Origin of the sequence: Marinovum sp. 2_MG-2023 (genome assembly GCF_030548265.1) — a bacterium.
Lineage (GTDB): Bacteria > Pseudomonadota > Alphaproteobacteria > Rhodobacterales > Rhodobacteraceae > Marinovum.
In genome coordinates, this window is the sequence record NZ_JAUOSD010000011.1 from 44,201 (window position 1) to 61,803 (window position 17,603).

At 60.8% G+C, this 17,603-nt stretch carries 17 protein-coding genes; 3 read left to right on the top strand and 14 right to left on the bottom strand.

All coding sequences use genetic code 11. The annotated features are described in order from the left end of the window. Positions 1–20: 20 nt before the first annotated feature. Positions 21–986, top strand: coding sequence for a DMT family transporter (locus Q4577_RS13520; RefSeq protein WP_303467851.1), 966 nt, complete (start codon positions 21–23; stop codon positions 984–986). Between the two features lie 11 nt (positions 987–997). Here Q4577_RS13520 and Q4577_RS13525 read toward each other — a convergent pair whose 3' ends face one another. Continuing rightward, a complete protein-coding gene (locus tag Q4577_RS13525) occupies positions 998–1,744 on the bottom strand; it encodes a thioredoxin family protein (protein WP_303467853.1) in 747 nt (248 codons plus the stop codon). A 234-nt stretch (positions 1,745–1,978) separates the two neighbouring features. On the opposite strand from Q4577_RS13525, the gene acnA reads away from it, so the two are divergent. Together acnA and Q4577_RS13535 are read left to right on the top strand one after the other, a co-directional pair. Next, a complete protein-coding gene (acnA, locus tag Q4577_RS13530) occupies positions 1,979–4,723 on the top strand; it encodes an aconitate hydratase AcnA (RefSeq protein ID WP_303467854.1) in 2,745 nt (914 codons plus the stop codon). Positions 4,724–4,982: 259 nt separating this feature from the next. After that, entirely contained in the window at positions 4,983–5,111 is a 129-nt protein-coding gene (locus tag Q4577_RS13535; protein ID WP_280520630.1) for a hypothetical protein, read from the top strand. Here the strand turns inward: Q4577_RS13535 and ccmD are convergent. The 13 genes from ccmD to Q4577_RS13600 form a co-directional block, all read right to left on the bottom strand. Next, positions 5,096–5,257, bottom strand: a complete 162-nt coding sequence (ccmD, locus tag Q4577_RS13540) for a heme exporter protein CcmD (protein WP_336623640.1) — start codon at positions 5,255–5,257, stop codon at positions 5,096–5,098. The genes Q4577_RS13535 and ccmD overlap by 16 nt on opposite strands. After that, positions 5,254–5,988, bottom strand: a complete 735-nt coding sequence (locus tag Q4577_RS13545) for a heme ABC transporter permease (RefSeq protein ID WP_303467856.1) — start codon at positions 5,986–5,988, stop codon at positions 5,254–5,256. The genes ccmD and Q4577_RS13545 overlap by 4 nt, the downstream gene beginning before the upstream one ends. Before the next feature lie 48 nt (positions 5,989–6,036). Beyond that, on the bottom strand, positions 6,037–6,693 hold the full coding sequence (ccmB, locus tag Q4577_RS13550) for a heme exporter protein CcmB (RefSeq protein ID WP_244690123.1): 657 nt from the start codon (positions 6,691–6,693) through the stop codon (positions 6,037–6,039). After that, a complete protein-coding gene (gene ccmA, locus Q4577_RS13555) occupies positions 6,690–7,304 on the bottom strand; it encodes a heme ABC exporter ATP-binding protein CcmA (protein ID WP_244690125.1) in 615 nt (204 codons plus the stop codon). Before ccmA ends, ccmB begins: the two co-directional genes overlap by 4 nt. A gap of 66 nt (positions 7,305–7,370) precedes the next feature. Next, complete coding sequence (locus tag Q4577_RS13560) at positions 7,371–7,736, bottom strand: Mth938-like domain-containing protein (RefSeq protein WP_303467857.1); 366 nt, start codon at positions 7,734–7,736, stop codon at positions 7,371–7,373. 59 nt (positions 7,737–7,795) lie between these two features. Further along, complete coding sequence (hflX, locus tag Q4577_RS13565; protein ID WP_244690129.1) at positions 7,796–9,070, bottom strand: GTPase HflX; 1,275 nt, start codon at positions 9,068–9,070, stop codon at positions 7,796–7,798. After that, positions 9,067–9,306 carry an RNA chaperone Hfq gene (gene hfq, locus Q4577_RS13570; protein ID WP_048531263.1) on the bottom strand — a complete coding sequence of 80 codons (240 nt, stop codon included), beginning with the start codon at positions 9,304–9,306 and terminating at the stop codon, positions 9,067–9,069. Before hfq ends, hflX begins: the two co-directional genes overlap by 4 nt. A gap of 129 nt (positions 9,307–9,435) precedes the next feature. Next, positions 9,436–10,950, bottom strand: coding sequence for a TrkH family potassium uptake protein (locus Q4577_RS13575; RefSeq protein WP_244690131.1), 1,515 nt, complete (start codon positions 10,948–10,950; stop codon positions 9,436–9,438). Continuing rightward, positions 10,951–12,327, bottom strand: coding sequence for a Trk system potassium transporter TrkA (gene trkA, locus Q4577_RS13580; RefSeq protein ID WP_303467858.1), 1,377 nt, complete (start codon positions 12,325–12,327; stop codon positions 10,951–10,953). Between the two features lie 145 nt (positions 12,328–12,472). Beyond that, positions 12,473–13,030, bottom strand: coding sequence for a hypothetical protein (locus Q4577_RS13585; protein WP_303467859.1), 558 nt, complete (start codon positions 13,028–13,030; stop codon positions 12,473–12,475). A gap of 118 nt (positions 13,031–13,148) precedes the next feature. Beyond that, positions 13,149–13,811 (bottom strand): hypothetical protein, encoded by a 663-nt coding sequence (locus Q4577_RS13590; protein WP_303467860.1) that lies wholly within the window; start codon positions 13,809–13,811, stop codon positions 13,149–13,151. Positions 13,812–13,815: 4 nt separating this feature from the next. Continuing rightward, on the bottom strand, positions 13,816–15,231 hold the full coding sequence (locus Q4577_RS13595) for a sigma-54 dependent transcriptional regulator (RefSeq protein ID WP_244690140.1): 1,416 nt from the start codon (positions 15,229–15,231) through the stop codon (positions 13,816–13,818). 21 nt (positions 15,232–15,252) lie between these two features. After that, a complete protein-coding gene (locus Q4577_RS13600) occupies positions 15,253–17,568 on the bottom strand; it encodes a PAS domain-containing sensor histidine kinase (RefSeq protein ID WP_303467861.1) in 2,316 nt (771 codons plus the stop codon). Between the last annotated feature and the right edge of the window lie 35 nt (positions 17,569–17,603).

Consider the following 17,603-nt stretch of genomic DNA (forward strand, 5'->3'; position numbering starts at 1 on the left):
AACCCGCATAAGGCAGTTACATGCGATTTCCCCTATTGTCTGTATCCGGCGGCACCTCCCCCCTGACCGATACCACGCGCGGCATCTTCTTGATGATCGGCGCGGTTTGGTTCTTTTCGATCACGGATGTTCTGGCCAAAGAGATGGGCAGCCGGGTCGGTGTCGCCACCACACTGTGGGCGCGATACGCGGGACAGACCATTGTGGTTCTGATCCTGGTGTTGCCCCGTTTGCGCAGCACCTTGCAGACCCGATATCCGAAATTGCAGTTGATGCGCTCTATCAGCCTGTTTGCCGCGACCTTCTGTTTCTTTACCGGGCTGACAAAGATCGGGCTGGCGGAAAATACCGCGATCATGGATGTAAATCCGGTTCTGATCACGCTTGGCGGCGCGCTTTTCCTGGGAGAGGCCATCGGGCTTCGCCGCGCGCTTGGCATTGCGGCGGCGCTTTGTGGTGCATTGATCATTATCCGGCCCGGCACCGATGTGTTCAGCCCCGACGCGATCTATCCTCTGGGCGCAGCCGTCTGTTTTTCCACCTACACCCTGATCACCCGGTTTGTCGGCCGGGATGAGGATGCCTGGACCTCGCTGTTTTACACCGCCGCTTTTGGTGCGATTGTAATGACGGCGTTGATGCCCTTTGTCGGGCGTATTCCAAGCGACATCGGGTCGATTTCCATCATGGCGGCCATGGGCGGTGTCTCGGCCATGGGGCAGCTGATGTTGATCCGCGCCTTGCAAAACAGCCCGGCGGGCGTGCTGGCGCCCTTCACCTATTGCGGGTTGCTGTTCGCAGTGATCTGGGGGGCGCTGATTTTTGGAGAACTCCCCGATCTGGCCACGATGATCGGCGGCGCGATCATTGTCTTGTCAGGGATTTATGTCTGGTATCGCGAAACCTGGGTCAAGAAAATCGACACCGGCGTACCTGCTTCTGGCCTGCCTGCTTCCGACCTATCTGATTCCGGCCTGTCTGATTAAGGTCGGCCTGATTAAGGCAGCTTCGCGGCCGCCAGGATCGGGCCAAAATCCGCCTTTTGCACCAGCACCGCCGCCGCGCCCTCGGCCTCTACCGCGATCTGAAAATCGCTTTCGCCGTCCCATTGCCCCAGCTCACGCCAGTTCTGAACGATATTGGCATAGCTGATGGTGCGCCCGGCGTTTTCGCCGCGGGTGATTGTCGTTGTGGCATTGGGGGAAAATTCCACCAGAACGATCCGCATCCCACCGTCCAGACCCCCGTCCAGATCGGCCACCGCACGGGCGGTGACCTGGGTGCCGCTGGCGGTGTCGGAAATATCCAGCCGGATTTGCGATGGTGCGGCCTGATGCAATTTGATCAACTCGTTCACATCCATCGGATGATTGCCGACCACGTGATCGGTGCCATTGATGATCATCTGCGGGGTATAGATCATGCGCCGTCCAGCCACGCTGGCGTACCCCTTTTGCCGGTTGGTATGACCGGCCAGGGCAAATTCATCTTTCCAGCCGATGTAATCCCAATAATCCACATGCAGCGCCAGGGCGATGACATCGCTGCGCGCCGCCAGTTTGTGCAACAAGGCATCCGCAGGCGGACAAGAGGAACACCCCTGCGAGGTGAACAATTCAACCACCACCGGCGCAGCCACCGCAGGGGTGCGGGCGCCGGTTTCATCGGCCCAGGCCCCTGCCATCGGCATCACCCCGGCCAGCCCGGCAAAGGCCAGCGCGCCAAGTACATTGCGCAAAGTCATCTGATATCCCCGTCATGTCGCGGGTCTCTTCCTAGCTGTGCGGCATTGAAATAACCAATCAAGGTTTTGCGATTTTCCGAGAACTGCCCCAGAAGTGGCCAAAGTCGCCACAGTATCGCGCTTTTTTTGCATACAATCGCATACAAATAGCCGCGCCCCCTTGATTGCGCCCCCAAACCGGGGCTATTGCAGGTGCAGCGAAACCCCTTGGCATCATCAGAAGGGAGCCATTCCATGCCCATCACAGTTGGTCAGGATACCTCAAAGGTCCGCAAGTCCATTACGGCTGGCGGTAAGTCAATTTCCTATTATTCCATCCCCGCAGCCCAGGCCGCCGGGCTTGGCGATTTCTCGCGCTTGCCTGCCGCTTTGAAAGTGGTGCTGGAAAACATGCTCCGGTTTGAGGATGGCAAGACCGTTTCGGTTGACGACATCAAGGCCTTTGCCGAATGGGGTGCCAAGGGTGGCAAGAACCCCCGCGAAATCGCCTATCGTCCGGCCCGCGTGCTGATGCAGGATTTCACCGGCGTTCCGGCGGTTGTTGACCTTGCTGCGATGCGTGACGGTATCGTCGCTCTGGGCGGCGATCCTGAAAAGATCAACCCGCTGAATCCTGTCGACCTCGTGATCGACCACTCGGTGATGATCGACGAATTCGGCAACCCGCGCGCGTTCCAGATGAACGTCGACCGCGAGTATGAGCGCAACATGGAGCGCTACACATTCCTGAAATGGGGCCAGTCCGCGTTCAACAACTTCCGCGTTGTTCCGCCCGGCACCGGCATCTGCCACCAGGTGAACCTCGAATATCTTTCGCAAACCGTCTGGACCGACGTCGACCAGAACGGCGAGGAAGTGGCCTATCCTGACACGCTTGTCGGCACCGACAGCCACACCACCATGGTCAACGGCGCTGCTGTTCTGGGCTGGGGTGTTGGCGGGATCGAGGCCGAGGCCGCGATGCTGGGCCAGCCGATTTCCATGCTGATCCCCGAAGTCATCGGCTTCAAGCTGACCGGCGCAATGATGGAAGGCACCACCGGTACCGACCTCGTGCTGAAGGTCGTCGAAATGCTGCGCGCCAAGGGCGTGGTCGGCAAATTCGTCGAATTCTATGGCCCGGGCCTTGATAGCCTGCCGCTGGCCGACCGTGCCACCATCGCCAACATGGCACCGGAATATGGCGCGACCTGTGGCTTCTTCCCGATCGACGGCGAGACCCTGCGCTACCTGCGCAACACGGGCCGCGACGAAGACCGGATTGCGCTGGTCGAAGCCTATGCCAAGGAAAACGGCTTCTGGCGCGACGAAAACTATGATCCGATCTATACCGACACGCTTGAACTGGACATGGGCACCATCGTTCCGGCGATTTCCGGTCCGAAACGTCCGCAGGACTATGTCGCGCTGACCGAATCGGCCTCGTCGTTCTATAAGGTTGTGGCCGAGTATCGTGGCATTGACGCCACCGCAGATGCGGCCGACATGGCCTCCGAAGGTCCGGCCCCGGTCCTCGCCAAAGATCCGCGCAAGTCGATCAAGGTCGAAGGCGAAGAGTACGAATTGCATGACGGCTCGGTTGTGATCGCTTCGATCACCTCCTGCACCAACACGTCGAACCCCTATGTGATGATCGGCGCCGGTCTGGTGGCACGCAAGGCACGCGCCCTGGGTCTGACCCGCAAGCCTTGGGTCAAAACCTCGCTCGCGCCCGGCTCGCAGGTTGTTTCGGCCTATCTGGAGGCCGCGAACCTTCAGGAAGACCTTGATGCCATCGGCTTCAACCTTGTTGGATATGGCTGCACCACCTGTATCGGCAACTCTGGCCCGATCCAGAAAGAGCTGAGCGAAGCGATTGCCCAGGGTGATCTGGTCGCGACCTCGGTGCTGTCGGGCAACCGGAACTTCGAAGGTCGTATTTCGCCTGACGTGCGCGCCAACTATCTCGCGTCGCCGCCGCTGGTTGTGGCCTATGCGCTGGCCGGTGACATGAACATCGACCTGACAACCGAACCGCTTGGTCAGGACAAGGACGGCAATGACGTCTATCTGAAAGACATCTGGCCCACGACAAAGGAAGTCGCGGATCTGGTCCAACAGACCGTGACGCGCGAAGCCTTCCAGTCGAAATACGCCGATGTCTTCAAAGGCGACGAAAAATGGCAGGGTGTGGAAACCACCGACCAGAAAACATACGACTGGCCGGCCGCGTCGACATATGTCCAGAACCCGCCCTACTTCCAGGGCATCACCATGGACACCAAAGAGATCGAGAACATCGAAGGCGCGAAAGTTCTGGCGCTTCTTGGTGACATGATCACAACCGACCACATCTCGCCCGCTGGTGCGTTCAAAGACACAACACCGGCAGGTCAGTATCTAATCGAACGTCAGGTTCCGCAGCGCGAATTCAACTCTTATGGGTCGCGTCGTGGCAACCACGAGATCATGATGCGCGGCACATTCGCCAACATCCGCATCAAGAACGAGATGCTGGATGGCGTCGAAGGTGGTTACACCAAAGGCCCCGATGGCGCGCAGACCTCGATCTTTGAGGCGGCAATGGCGCATCAGGCCGCGGGCACACCGCTGGTCATCTTTGGCGGTGAGCAATACGGTGCCGGATCTTCGCGTGACTGGGCGGCCAAAGGTACAGCACTTCTGGGCGTCAAAGCCGTGATCGCGGAATCGTTCGAACGTATCCACCGCTCCAACCTGGTTGGCATGGGCGTGATCCCGTTTGAATTCACCGGCGGCGTAACCCGCAAATCGCTTGGCCTGACTGGCGAAGAGACGGTGTCGATCAAAGGTCTGGACAGCGTCACACCGTTGCAGGAAGTGCCCTGCGAGATCACAATGGCCGATGGGTCGGTTCAGGAAATCACCCTGAAATGCCGGATCGATACCGCGGTCGAGATCGAATACATCGAAAACGGTGGTGTGCTGCATTACGTGCTGCGCAACCTCGCCAAGTCGTAAGACCTGGCAAATCAAAGGGGCAGCGCAGTGAATGCGCCGCCCGCATCGTTGAAACGGCCCGGGGCAAAACCTCGGGCCGTTTTGCATTTGGCGCCTGCGGGATTTGCGTATTTAAAAAGAGAAGAAGCAGGGGCGTTTCAGCCGAAACCTTGCGCCCTTCCGCCTATCGCGTGTTTGTGAGGCGACGCGCCCCCCTTTCCCCGTTTAATCACGACTGATCCCACACCAGATGGGAGTGAGGCAGACAGGAAAGAAAAACATGAAAACAGCTTTGGTTTTGGTACAGGCCGCGATTTTGGTTTTGTTCGCTGTGGTGGGGGCACATGGCTTTGACAGCCAGCGCGCCTCCTGCCCGGTCAATCAGCCGGGGGCCTATTGTGACCGCTGAGACCTGACCCGAGATTCCACCGCGTCCAATTGCGCGCGTACCCGGCGGGCCCGGCGCAGGCTGGTCCAGATGACAAGCCCCAGCAAGGTCAGGCTCACGGCATAGGCCGACAGGACAGGTACGGCGTATTTTCCCAGATCAATCATGATTGCATCCGCTCCCGCGCCAAGAGCGCCCGCATCCGACGGGCGCGAATTTCGGTCTGGGTGCGGATCAGCACCAGCACGATGAACAACAAGACAAACCCCGCCATCGACGGCAGCGCCGGCAGGAAGAACACGTCAGCGACGTTTTCTTCGGCATCCAGCGACAATGAGGCGGGTTGGTGCAGGCCCTGGTTCCAGAAATTCACCGCATAGCGCGACAGGACCGCAAAGACCGACCCGACAAGGCAGAGCACCGCCGTAAGGTCAGCGGCTGTGTCGTCGTCCTCGATCGCGCTCCATAGCGCGATATAGCCGAGATAGAACAGAAACAGGATCAGGAACGAGGTCAGCCGCGGATCCCAGGCCCAATATGTGCCCCACATCGGCTGGCCCCAAATCGCCCCGGTCAGCAGCGCGATGATGGTCATCACCATGCCCACCGGCGCGGCCGCACGCGCCGCCAGCGCCGATACGTGATGCCGCCGGATGATCCAGATCAGCGACGCCACCAGCATCATGAACCAGCCATTGATCGCCATCAACGCCGAGGGCACATGCAGATAGAAGATCTTGACCGTCGAGCCCTGTCGATAATCATCGGGGGTGAAAAAGAACCCCCAGACCAGCCCGACCACAAGACAGACCAAGGCCAGCGCCCACAGCACAGGGATCACCCGGTTTGTGGTGTCGATGAACTTTTTCGGGTTCGCATATTCCCAGATTGAGGCCATGACAGATACCTATTCGTGACTGTGGTGCGGTGCCAGCATCAATTTCATTTATCGCAGGTTCACCCGCAGGACCGCAGCCGAGGCAAAGGGCAAAAGCGCGATCACCGCAAGTGAAATTCCCGCGAGCATCAGCAGCGGCGTTTGGGTCTCCATGCCCTGGGCGCCGCGGCGCGCCACCTCGGCACCGAAAATCAGGGTCGGCACGTAGAGCGGCAGCACCAGCAGCGACATCAGCAATCCGCCGCGTTTCAACCCGACGGTCAGCGCCGCGCCAAAGGTGCCAATCACCGACAGCGCCGGGGTGCCAAGCGCCAGCGAAAGCGTCAGCCAGACAAATCCCGCCTGCGGCAGGTTCAACAACAGGCCCAGCACCGGTGCCGCCAACACCAGTGGCAGGCCGGTGGTCAACCAATGGGCCAGCGCCTTGATGCTGACGATCCCCTCCATCGGCAGGGGCGCGGTGGCCAGAAGATCAAGCGAACCATCCTCCCAGTCGAGCGCAAGAATACGGTCGAGAGACAATAGGCAGGCCAAAAGCGCGCCCAGCCAAAGGATGCCGGGGGCAATGCGTGACAGAAGTTCGGATTGCGGGCCAACGCCAAACGGCACCAGGGTCACGACGATCAGAAAAAACGCCAGCCCAAGGCCAAAGCCGCCGCCCGCGCGGATCGCCAGCGCCAGATCACGGGACAGCAATGCGATCACAGAAACACCTCGTCAAAATCGTCGCTGTCCGGCGGCACGGCGCGAAACTGCGCCACATCCAATGCATCCCCATCAAGACCAAGGTCGATATGGGTGGCAATCAACGCCGATCCCCCCTGCCCCAGATGCAAGCGCACCGCATCGGCAAACATCGCGACCGCATCGCGGTCAAGCGACACTGTCGGCTCGTCCAGCACCCAAATCGGCCGCCCGGTCACCATCAGCCGCGCAAGGCCAAGCCGACGTTTCTGTCCGGCGGACAATTGCCCGGCCGCCCGGTCGCGCAAAGGCCCCAGTTGATAGGCCGCAAGCGCCGGGGCGATATCATCCGTGCCAAACACCCGCGCCCAGAACGTCAGATTTTCCGCCACGCTCAGCGTGGTTTTCAACCCGTCCGCATGGGCGGCATAGGCCACATTGTCGCCCGCGCCGGTCAATGTCCCGGCCAGCGGCGGCTGTAATCCCGCCACCACACGCAGAAGGCTGGTCTTGCCGATGCCATTTGGCCCGCGCAGGATCAATGCCCGCCCGGGGGCCAGGCTAAACGACACCTCCGCCAGAATCGGAATGCCGCCCCGGGCCACAGAGAGGTTTTGCGCATCGAGCATCATGTCAGGAGATTTGCCGAATTTGTCAGCGTCAGCAAGACCCTGGCCCGCACACAGTCGCGCCCCGTGTCACTCTGTCGCCGCTACGGCCAGCGCCGCCATGGCGATCCGGCGGCCTTCGGACAGCAACACGTTATAGGTGCGACATGCGGCGGGTGAGGCCATGACCTCTACCCCCAGCCCCGCCTCTTCCAGCGCCTTGCGCAGGTCCGCGGGAATATGGGCAATCTCGGCCCCGGTGCCGATGAACACCACATCGGCCGTGTCCGCCAGCGCCAGAAGCGCCGCGCCATCGTCCAGCCCGGCCCAGCCGCGTGTGCCAGAGGCGTCGGTGATGACATGGCCGTGGTGAACCTTGCCGCCGATCCGGAAAAACCCCGGACCATAGCCGTCAATCGGTTCGGCATCGCTGTATGTGACTTCGTTCAAACGCATGCCGCCGACATAGCGCGATTAGCCTGCCAGGGGAATGCCCAAGTGACGCAATTCGCGCGTTACAGCCGTGCGAATTGCGCTTCTTGTTTGCGGGTCCAGCTGATGCGCAGGGCATAGCCCTCTTCGGTCTGATCTTCGGCGGTGACCAGCCCGCGTTCGAACAGCCAGGCACGTTTTCGCCCCTGATCATACCCCAGAACCAAATCGACATCATGCTTTTCGGCGTCCAATGCGCGGGTCACTGCGGCCAGGAAAACATCCATCCCCTCGCCGGTGACGGCCGACATCGGCACAATCGCATCGTTGCGGGCGGCGCGGGTCAAAAGCGCCTCGCGCTCGTCATCCGGCAGGCGGTCGATCTTGTTCCAGATCTCCAGCTGCGGCGTGCTCTCTGGCACACCCAACCCGCCAAGAATGGCGCGCACATCCGCCGCCTGTTCCTCGGTGCCATCATGGGCGATATCGCGCACATGACAGATCACATCGGCGGCCAGCACCTCTTCCAATGTAGCGCGGAAAGCGGCGACAAGCTCTGTCGGGAGGTCAGAGATGAAGCCGACCGTATCCGACAGGATGACCTCCAGCCCATTTTCCAGCTCGACCGCGCGCATCGTCGGGTCCAGCGTGGCAAAAAGCATGTCTTTGGCCATTACGTCCGCACCGGTCAAGCGGTTGAAAAGCGTGGATTTCCCGGCGTTGGTATAGCCGACCAGCGCGACAATCGGGAACGGCACCTTGGCGCGGGCCTTGCGGTGCAGATCGCGGGTTTTCACCACTTTGTCGAGCTGCCGGCGCAGGCGCACCAATTGGTCGTCAATCGCGCGGCGGTCGGCCTCGATCTGGGTTTCGCCCGGACCGCCGACAAATCCCAATCCGCCACGCTGGCGTTCCAGGTGGGTCCAGGCGCGCACCAGACGGGTGCGTTGATAGGACAATGCGGCCATCTCGACCTGCAACACACCCTCACGGGTTGCGGCGCGGTCAGAGAAGATTTCCAGAATCAACCCGGTCCGGTCCAGAAGCTTGACGCCCCATTCCTTTTCCAGATTGCGTTGCTGCACCGGGGTGACATGGCCATCGACCAGCACCAATTCGACATCTGCGCCTTCGATTCGGCCTTTCAGCTCTTCGATCTTGCCCTTGCCAAACAGCTTGCCCGGCTGCGCCTTGGGCAGGCGCACCACTTCGGCGCCCGCAACCTCAAGATCGGGCAGCGCCGCCGCAAGGGCAATCGCCTCTTCCAGCGCCGGGCCGGGGGCCCGTCGGTCATAGTCGGATTTGATGTCAGGATGCAGGACCCAAGCCCGGGTCACATGGGTTTCGTGCTCTTTCAAGCGCCCTCGTCACCATCATAAAGGTTGATCGGCTGTGCCGGCATGATGGTCGAAATCGCGTGTTTGTACACCAGCTGCGACTGGCCGTCGCGGCGCAGCAGCACACAGAAATTGTCGAACCAGGTGATCACACCCTGTAGTTTCACACCGTTGATCAGGAACACCGTCACCGGAACCTTGGTCTTGCGCACATGATTGAGGAACGCGTCCTGCAGGTTCTGTCTATCCGAAGCCATCGCAAATTGCCTTTGTTCTTGTTGTCGTTGCCGCGGATCGGCCCCGGTCATTGCGGACGGAGTATGTCGCGCCCGTCAAGGGTTTTCCAGCCCTAATGGCCTCTTACCTATGCTGCATCGCAGCATAAGTCAATTTCGCCACAGGTTTGGCGACAAAAGCGCGATAATTGCCAGTGTTTCCAACCGCCCCAGCACCATGGCCGCGCCATAGACCAGCTTTGCGCCCTGGTTCATCTCGACCAGGACAATCGGCGAATCCAATGCGGTGACCACCAATGGCCCGGTTGTCGACAGCGCCGAGGTCGCCAACACGATCGCCGCTTCGAACCGCACGCCAAACGCGCCAAGCAATACCGTTGTCGCCGCAAGCGAAATGGCGAACAGCATGAAAAAGATCCAGGCGACAAAGGCCCCCTGGCGGCGAATGCGCCGGCTGATGGCGCGGGCATTGCCAACAGAGGACGGATGCACCAGCCGCTCGATCTCGCGCTGGCCATTCAGGTAAAGTGCGAAGACCCGCAAGAGTTTGACCCCGCCCGCAGTGGTGGCCACGCCGCCACCAATCATCGCCAGGCCCAGAAGGATCATGCCCGGACTGTCGAGCCCTGACCAGCTTCGGGCATCCACCCAATCTGCGCTTTGGAAACCGGTGGTGGACAGGAACGACAGCACGGTGAACATGCTGCCCCAGGCCGCATGCAACAGCGCCAGGAAATCGTTGACCTCGTCCACCTCATAGGCGCCGGACCAGTGACGCAGGATCAGAAATCCGGGCACCACCACCACAAGAATCAGGCCCAGACGGAATTCCGGGTCATGGCGCAGGTCCGCGGCCGCACCGGTGACCGTGTCATTGGAAAAGGTCAGCCGGGACAGGGCGAACAGCATGAACAGGAATATCAACGCCTCGCCCACCAATCCGGCTGCGCCATTCTGTACCCCGCCCACCGGTGAAATGCCCGATGTCGCCATGGTGGATGCCGCATGTGAAAACGCCACCAACGGCACTTCGCCCGCGATCAGCAAACAGACCCAAAGCGCGAGCGTCAGCCCACCATAAACCGGCATCAGCCGCCAGGACGTGCGCATCAAACGCGTCACCGAATCGGCGCTGGCCATCGAGGCCACCCGCGCCTCTCCGCCGCCGGGCTCGGCGCTTGCTGTCACTTCGAACCCGCCCAGGTTCAGCGGCGCAAGGATCGCCGCCGCCGCAATCCACATCAACAATCCGCCCATCCAGCCGACAAGGGCCCGCCACAGATGCAGCGAGTCGCTCAACCGATCCGGCGGAAACAAAGAGGCCCCGGTGGTGGTGAAACTGGACACCATTTCCAGATAGGCGTTGAGAAAGGACGTGGTGCGCAGCGCTTCGTGGAATGGCACCGCCATGATCAACGGCAAAACCGTAAACGCCCCCAAAAGCCCCAGAAGCTGGTGCAAACCCGATGGGCGTTTGGCTTGATTGGCCAGCGCAATGCCGATCAGGCTGACGAATATCAACGTCAGCAACGCCGCATAGAAAAAGGTCCGCGCCTCGTGAAACCGTTCCACCGTCAGCGCCTGTGCGGCGGGTATCAACATGGCAAGCCCGACAAGGCCAACCAGCTGAAGGAAAAACGGCAGTTCTCGTAACGCCCGTCCCATCTAGAAAAAATCTATGGAAACCTGGAGCAGACGCTCCACTTCGGGCACATCCTTGGTCATGGCAAACAGCGCAATCACATTGCCCTCTTCGATGCGCAGCGCCCCTGTCGGGCGCTTGACCTTGCCATCCTGCAGGATCGCGCCGACCAGAACCCCTTCGGGGAAATCAATGTCGCGAATGCGCTGCCCGGCGATTGGCGAGGTCGACAGAACTTCGGCTTCGATCACCTCGGCCTCGGCATCGCCGACGGAATAAACCCCACGCACCCGGCCATGGCGAATGTGACGCAGGATCGAACTGACTGTTGTGGCGCGCGGGTTGATATAGGCATCAATCCCCAGCGGCCCCATCAGGGGCACCAGCGTCGGATCGTTGATCAGCGCAATCGCAAAGGGACAGCCCTCGGCCTTGGCCCGGACCGCCGCGAGCATGTTGACCTTGTCATCGTCGGTCACGGTCAGCACCGCATCCGCGCGGTTGATATTGGCCTCATGCAGCAATTGCGCATCCAACCCGTCGCCGTTCAGCACAATGGTGCGTTCCAGTAGATCCGCCGCGCGTTCAGCACATTTGCGGTTCTTCTCGATCACCTTGGCGCGAATGCGTTCGGTGCGGGTTTCCAGCGCATGTGCGACCGCCAGCCCGACATTGCCGCCCCCGACCAGCACAACACGTTCCTGTTTGGTCTGGGTCTTGCCGAAAATCTCCATCGTGCGCGGCACGTCTTCGACATGGGCCATGATGTAACAATCATCCCCGGCAAACAGTTGGTCATCGGCGGTTGGCGCAAACAATGTGCCCTTGCGCCGGATGGCCACCACCACAGAGCGCAGGGTCGAAAACAGATCGGTCAGCTGACGCAAAGGCGTGTTCAGCACCGGGCATTCGGCATGCAGCCGCAGCCCCAGAAACTGTGCCTGACCGTCAAGAAAGCTTTCCGTGTCAAATGCCGCCGGGGCCGCCAGCCGTTGCAGCGCCGCATCGGCCACTTCTTTCTCGGGCGAGATCACGACGTCGATCGGCATGTGATCCCGCCGGTAGAGATCGGAATAAATCGCATCCAGATAGCTTTGCGCCCGCAGGCGCGCCACCTTGCGCGGGATGGAAAACACCGAATGCGCCACCTGACAGGTGACCATATTCACCTCGTCCGAATGGGTGGCGGCGATGATCATATCGGCATCCCGCGCGCCCGCCCGACCCAGAACATCAGGATAGCTGGCGAACCCCGCCACCCCCTGCACGTCCAGTGTATCGGTGGCACGGCGCACCAGATCGGGGTTGCTGTCGACAACGGTCACATCGTTGCGTTCCCCGGAAAGATGGCGCGCAATTTGCCAGCCAACCTGGCCGGCACCGCAAATGATGACTTTCATGGCTCAGGCTCCCCTGCCCCAAACGCCCCGAACGGGTCTGCAAGGATCATCCTTGTCAGACCGCGCCGGAAGGGTCAATGCAGCCACGCCGCCACAGATGGGTCAGGGCCTCTCCCTTGGGCCTGTCGCTGTCACTTTGGGCAGATCACGACCCGAAACCGGCCATCGCGCGGAAATCTATTTCACCCAGGGCCGCCAGCATGGTGTCAACGTCCGCCCCCGAAATCCGCACAAGGATGCGATTGGCGACCAAGCCCATGATTTCATTGTCCTGCACCGCAAATTTCTGTCGGTTCACCCGCTCCATCCGCAGCCCCATTACCCCGGCGTTGTTGATGATCCCAGCCAGGCTGGCCACCATGGCGTTATCCGCCATCATATTGATGGTATAGCGGGTTGTGCCGTCGGAATAGGTCGCCTCGGCCGCGACGCCGCCGCCCATCATCCCCATGCCGGCGGCGGCTTCTGGATTGTCTTCCCGGGTCCAGCCATCCGGCGCCGGCGGCAAATAGGCCCCCAGCGCATTGGTTTTCAGATCCAGAAGTTTCTGTTTGGCGATTTCCAGTTCATCCAGCGCATATTGCACATCGCCCTCTTCATAAGCGTCCATTGCGCTTTGCAGCACATCGGTAATGTCATCCGCCAAACTTGGCGTTGCAGCCAACAGGGTCAGGGCCGAAAGGGTCAAAAATGTTTTGTGCATGGGTCCAAATCTCATGTGATGAAGTCTGCCCCGAACCTGCCAATCCGGGCTGCGCAAAACAAGCCCGCCACAGGTCGGGTATTCCCGCCTTTTGACGGGAAATACCCAATAAAATCGCCTATTGCGCCGCCGCGGCCCGTGCCCGCCACTGGGCATTCCAGGCCCGCACAGAGGCCAGCGATTCCCATTCGTACCGGTCGTCCTGCGCCAAGGTGCCAAACCATAGCTGCCCCTGACCAATCCGCCAGGGATCAAGGATCAGACCCTGTTCCATCGGCTGCCCCCGGGCCGTCACGATGACCGTGGCATGTTCCAATCGCACATTGCGCGCATTGGCCATGGCGCGGTGAATCTGAAGGCTGCGCAGCCCTTCGGCCTGCAATGCTGCTTGCATCGCATTGGCCCAATCCTGACACACACCTTTGTCGCGAAACCCGTTCACAACCTTGAAATTATGCACCAGCGGCGGATCAACCACCTGCCATTGCTGCGCCCAGACCAGCGGTTCCTGTACCGAAATCCGTGCCACACGCGCCGCTTCGCGCGGGTCAACCCCCGGCCCCAATGCCAAAAGCGCCGCGCGCACGGCCTCGATCTGTTCCGCTTGCGGGGACGTGGCCGATGTGGCCGCAACCGAAGTGGGCCGGGGGCTGTCGACAAGCGCCATGGTCGGCGCTGTGGCCTCCGGCTTCGGGGCCTCACATCCGGCCACCAAAGCGGCGCAGATCATCACCCCGCAGAGCCGAACCACTCTGCGCTGCGCCGCGCAATCCTGTGCCATATCTTCAGCCCGCCTGTGCCGTCACGTCTTCGTCGACCCGCGCCACCCGCGCACCCGATTTGGCCGAGGTCACAACCCCAAGCGATTTCAGCTTGCGGTGCAGGGCCGAACGTTCCATGCCGACAAAGGCCGCGGTGCGGCTGATATTGCCGCCAAAACGATTGATCTGCGTCAAGAGATATTCGCGTTCAAAGGCTTCGCGCGCCTCGCGCAGCGGCAAGGTCGCCAAAGTGCCCGCCAGAACCACCCGGCCCTCTTCATTGCTGCTTGGTGCATCCTGCGGCAGTTCCTGCGCCTCGATCTCGCCGGTGCCATCGCCCAGGATCAACACCCGCTCCACCAGGTTCTTCAACTGGCGCACGTTGCCCGGCCAGGTCATGGTCTGCATCAGCGCCACGGCCTCATCCGACAACACCCGCTGCGGCAGGCCCTGGGCCTCGTGGCAGGCCTGAATGAAATAATTCGCCAGCACCGGAATGTCTTCGCGCCGTTCCTCAAGCGAGGGCACGGAAATCGGCACCACGTTCAGCCGGTGAAACAATTCCTGACGGAACCGGCCCGCTTCGATTTCGGCCTCAAGATCACGGTTGGTCGAGGATATGACCCGCAGATCAACCCGCACCTTGTCCGCGCCACCAACGCGGGTGAATTGCTGATCGACCAACACGCGCAGGATCTTGGACTGGGTGCCCAGCGGCATATCGGCGACCTCATCAAAATAGATCACACCACCGTCGGCCTGTTCCAGCAATCCGGCCTCGACCCCGCGTTCCGGGGTTTCGCGACCGAACAACACATCCTCCATGGTTTCCGGTTCGATCGACGCACAGTTGACGGTGACAAAGGGCGCTTCGGTGCGGTTGGAATGGGCATGGATATAGCGTGCGGCCACTTCCTTGCCGCTGCCCGCAGGGCCGGACAACATCACCCGGCCATTGGATTTGGTCACCTTGTCAAGCTGGCCAACCAAAGCCCGGAACGACGCGCTTTCGCCGACCATTTTCGCAGCCGAGGTTTCCTTGCGCCGCAGTTGTTGATTTTCGCGCCGCAGACGCGAGGTTTCCATCGCGCGGCGGATCACCACCAGCAGCTGATCAATATTGAACGGCTTTTCGATGAAATCATAAGCGCCCTGTTTGATCGCAGCGACGGCAATTTCGATATTGCCGTGGCCGGAAATGATGACCACCGGCACGCCGGGATTGTCGCGTTTGACGGTTTTCAGGATGTCGATGCCATCCATCCGGCTGTCTTTCAGCCAGATGTCGAGGATCATCAATGCCGGGGCCTCGTCGTTCAGCGCCGCCATGCATTCATCCGACCCACCGGCAAGCCGCGTGGCATATCCTTCGTCTTCCAGAATATCGCCAATCAGTTCCCGAATATCACGTTCGTCGTCGACAATAAGAATATCGCTCATTTTCTGCTCCACTCTGTCCTCTTAAACCACACCATTTGCTGGGTTTTCCGCACCCGCCAGCGGCAGACGCACAACGGCCATTGCCCCGGCATTGGGCTGACCTTTGAATTGCGGCGCATCCTCCAGCACAAGGGTGCCGCCGTGTTCTTCGATGATTTTCTTGACGATCGGCAGGCCAAGGCCAGTGCCCTTTTCCCGGGTCGTCACATAGGGTTCAAACAACCGCGCGCGGTCCTCTGGCAGGCCGATGCCATTGTCCATTATGCGGATCAAGGCCTGTTTTCCGTCCTGCATCAGGGTCACGCCGATCATTGGCGAATGCCCCTCCGGGGCGCCCCTTTCAACAAGACTTTCAATCGCTTCTCCGGCGTTCTTAATCAAATTTGTCAACGCCTGAGAGATCATCGTCGCATCCAGATCGGCCATCAGTTTCTGATCCGGCAGCTCCATGGTGAACTGCACATTCGGTTGGCCCATCTCTTGCAGCAACAACGCCCCGCGCAGCAATTGGACCACATCCTCTGGCGCGCGTTTGGGTTCCGGCATCCGGGCAAATTTGGAAAACTCATCGACAATACGGCGTAGATCCTCTGTCTGGCGGACGATGACCCCGGTCAAATCCTCTAGCGTTGCGGCATTTTCTTCGTCCAGCTGACGGCGGAATTTGCGCTTGATCCGTTCGGCGGACAATTGGATCGGGGTCAGCGGGTTCTTGATCTCATGCGCGATCCGCTGGGCGACATCGCCCCAGGCCGCCATCCGCTGGGCCGCCACCAGATCCGACACGTCGTCAAACGCCACCACATAGCCCTCAAGGCTGCCATCGTCGCGGGACCGGGTGGCCATGCGCACCAACAGGTTTTCCTGCTGGCCGTCGCGCACCACCTTGACCTCTTGCTGCACGACATTGCGCTCGCCGCTGACCAATTGCTGATACAGCGCGCCGAATTCCGGCACCGCGACATTCAGCGGCACCGATTGGCGATCTTCGGACCAGCCCAACAGACGCTCTGCCGAGCGATTGACAAACGACACCCGCCCCTGATCATCCAGGCCCACAACCCCGGATGTGACCGACGACAGCACGGAATCAAACATCCGGCGGCGGCGCTCGATCTGGCGGGTGTTGTCCAACAGCGTTTCGCGCTGGCCCTTCAATTGCCGGGTCATCTGGTTGAAATACCGCCCGAGCATGGCGATTTCATCGTCGCCCTCTTCTTCGCGCACCTGCACGTCCAGATCGCCGCCGCCAACCCGCTGCGCCGCGCCGGTCAACCGGCCCACCGGGCGCGACAGACGTTCGGCAAACCAAAGCCCCAACCAAATCGACGCCAGAACCAGAAGCAGCGCAAAGCCAAGATAGATCAGCGCAAAATCAAACAGCCGCCGGCCCCGCTCGCTCTCTTGTTGTTGATAGAACTGGGCGGTCTCCTGGGTGTTGTCCAACAGTGTGAGCAATTCCCCGTTCACCGCCCGCGAGATATAAAGATAACGGTCCGGAAAGGCGCGCAGCGGCACAATCGCGCGAAATTCGCTGTTGTCCCAATCCTCAACCAGCGCAAGCCCCTCGGCACCGCGGCTGGCAAGGATCTGGTCGGTTGAGGGGCGTTCAAAATCAAACAGATACGACCGCTCCCCCCGCGCCCGAAGTTCCCCCGTGCCATCAATCAAATAGGCCTCGCGCAGCCCGCGCTGGATCAGCAATTGCCCATCTGTCAAAACCTTGCGCAGATTGGTGGTCGGGTCGCGTTCAATGTTGCGCTGTTGGGCGTCGATATAGCCCGCCAGAGCCGCCGCATCTTCGCTCAGGTCTTCGCGTTGTTCGGCCTGATAGGCCTTTGCCGCCGCGAGAGAGGCGCCAACCACCTGACGCACCCGATCGGAAAACCAGGTTTCCAACCCGATGTTGATGGTCAAAACCGCAAACACCGCCACAGTGACCGCCGGGATCAGCGCCATCAGGGCAAACACCCCGGTCAACCGCAGGTGCAATCGCGATCCCGCCGACCGTGCCCGCCGCGCCGCCACCATCCGCGCCACCCGCGCCAGAACCAGCGCCGCAATCAGCAGGACATAGACGAAATCCGCCAGCAGCACCAACCGCAGCCCCGGCGCGCTGGCCCCCATGTTCAAGGGGCCCATGACCAGAAACGTCGTGAACGCCAGCACCGGCCCCAAAAGCACCAGCCCCAGCGTCGCAACATTCTGAACCCGGCGCTGGCGTGACCACCGACGCAGCCGGTCCCAATAGGACTGCCGTTTCGGCGGAATCCTACCGCTGACGCCTAAATCGCCTGATGCCGTATGTGCCCCTGTGGCCACAGACTGCCCTCGCATTGACGTGCCGCTTGCGCGACCAACCACCATATTAT

Excerpts from the sequence above, each read along its gene's own strand:
- acnA (WP_303467854.1), top strand. The coding sequence starts at position 1,979 with ATGCCCATCACAGTTGGTCAGGATACCTCAAAGGTCCGCAAGTCCATT.
- Q4577_RS13600 (WP_303467861.1), bottom strand. The coding sequence starts at position 17,568 with ATGCGAGGGCAGTCTGTGGCCACAGGGGCACATACGGCATCAGGCGAT.
- Q4577_RS13575 (WP_244690131.1), bottom strand. The coding sequence starts at position 10,950 with ATGGGACGGGCGTTACGAGAACTGCCGTTTTTCCTTCAGCTGGTTGGC.
- Q4577_RS13560 (WP_303467857.1), bottom strand. The coding sequence starts at position 7,736 with ATGCGTTTGAACGAAGTCACATACAGCGATGCCGAACCGATTGACGGC.
- trkA (WP_303467858.1), bottom strand. The coding sequence starts at position 12,327 with ATGAAAGTCATCATTTGCGGTGCCGGCCAGGTTGGCTGGCAAATTGCG.
- Q4577_RS13595 (WP_244690140.1), bottom strand. The coding sequence starts at position 15,231 with ATGAGCGATATTCTTATTGTCGACGACGAACGTGATATTCGGGAACTG.
- Q4577_RS13590 (WP_303467860.1), bottom strand. The coding sequence starts at position 13,811 with ATGGCACAGGATTGCGCGGCGCAGCGCAGAGTGGTTCGGCTCTGCGGG.
- ccmA (WP_244690125.1), bottom strand. The coding sequence starts at position 7,304 with ATGATGCTCGATGCGCAAAACCTCTCTGTGGCCCGGGGCGGCATTCCG.
- Q4577_RS13525 (WP_303467853.1), bottom strand. The coding sequence starts at position 1,744 with ATGACTTTGCGCAATGTACTTGGCGCGCTGGCCTTTGCCGGGCTGGCC.
- hfq (WP_048531263.1), bottom strand. The coding sequence starts at position 9,306 with ATGGCTTCGGATAGACAGAACCTGCAGGACGCGTTCCTCAATCATGTG.
- Q4577_RS13545 (WP_303467856.1), bottom strand. The coding sequence starts at position 5,988 with ATGGCCTCAATCTGGGAATATGCGAACCCGAAAAAGTTCATCGACACC.
- Q4577_RS13585 (WP_303467859.1), bottom strand. The coding sequence starts at position 13,030 with ATGCACAAAACATTTTTGACCCTTTCGGCCCTGACCCTGTTGGCTGCA.
- ccmD (WP_336623640.1), bottom strand. The coding sequence starts at position 5,257 with ATGATTGATCTGGGAAAATACGCCGTACCTGTCCTGTCGGCCTATGCC.
- Q4577_RS13520 (WP_303467851.1), top strand. The coding sequence starts at position 21 with ATGCGATTTCCCCTATTGTCTGTATCCGGCGGCACCTCCCCCCTGACC.
- Q4577_RS13535 (WP_280520630.1), top strand. The coding sequence starts at position 4,983 with ATGAAAACAGCTTTGGTTTTGGTACAGGCCGCGATTTTGGTTTTGTTC.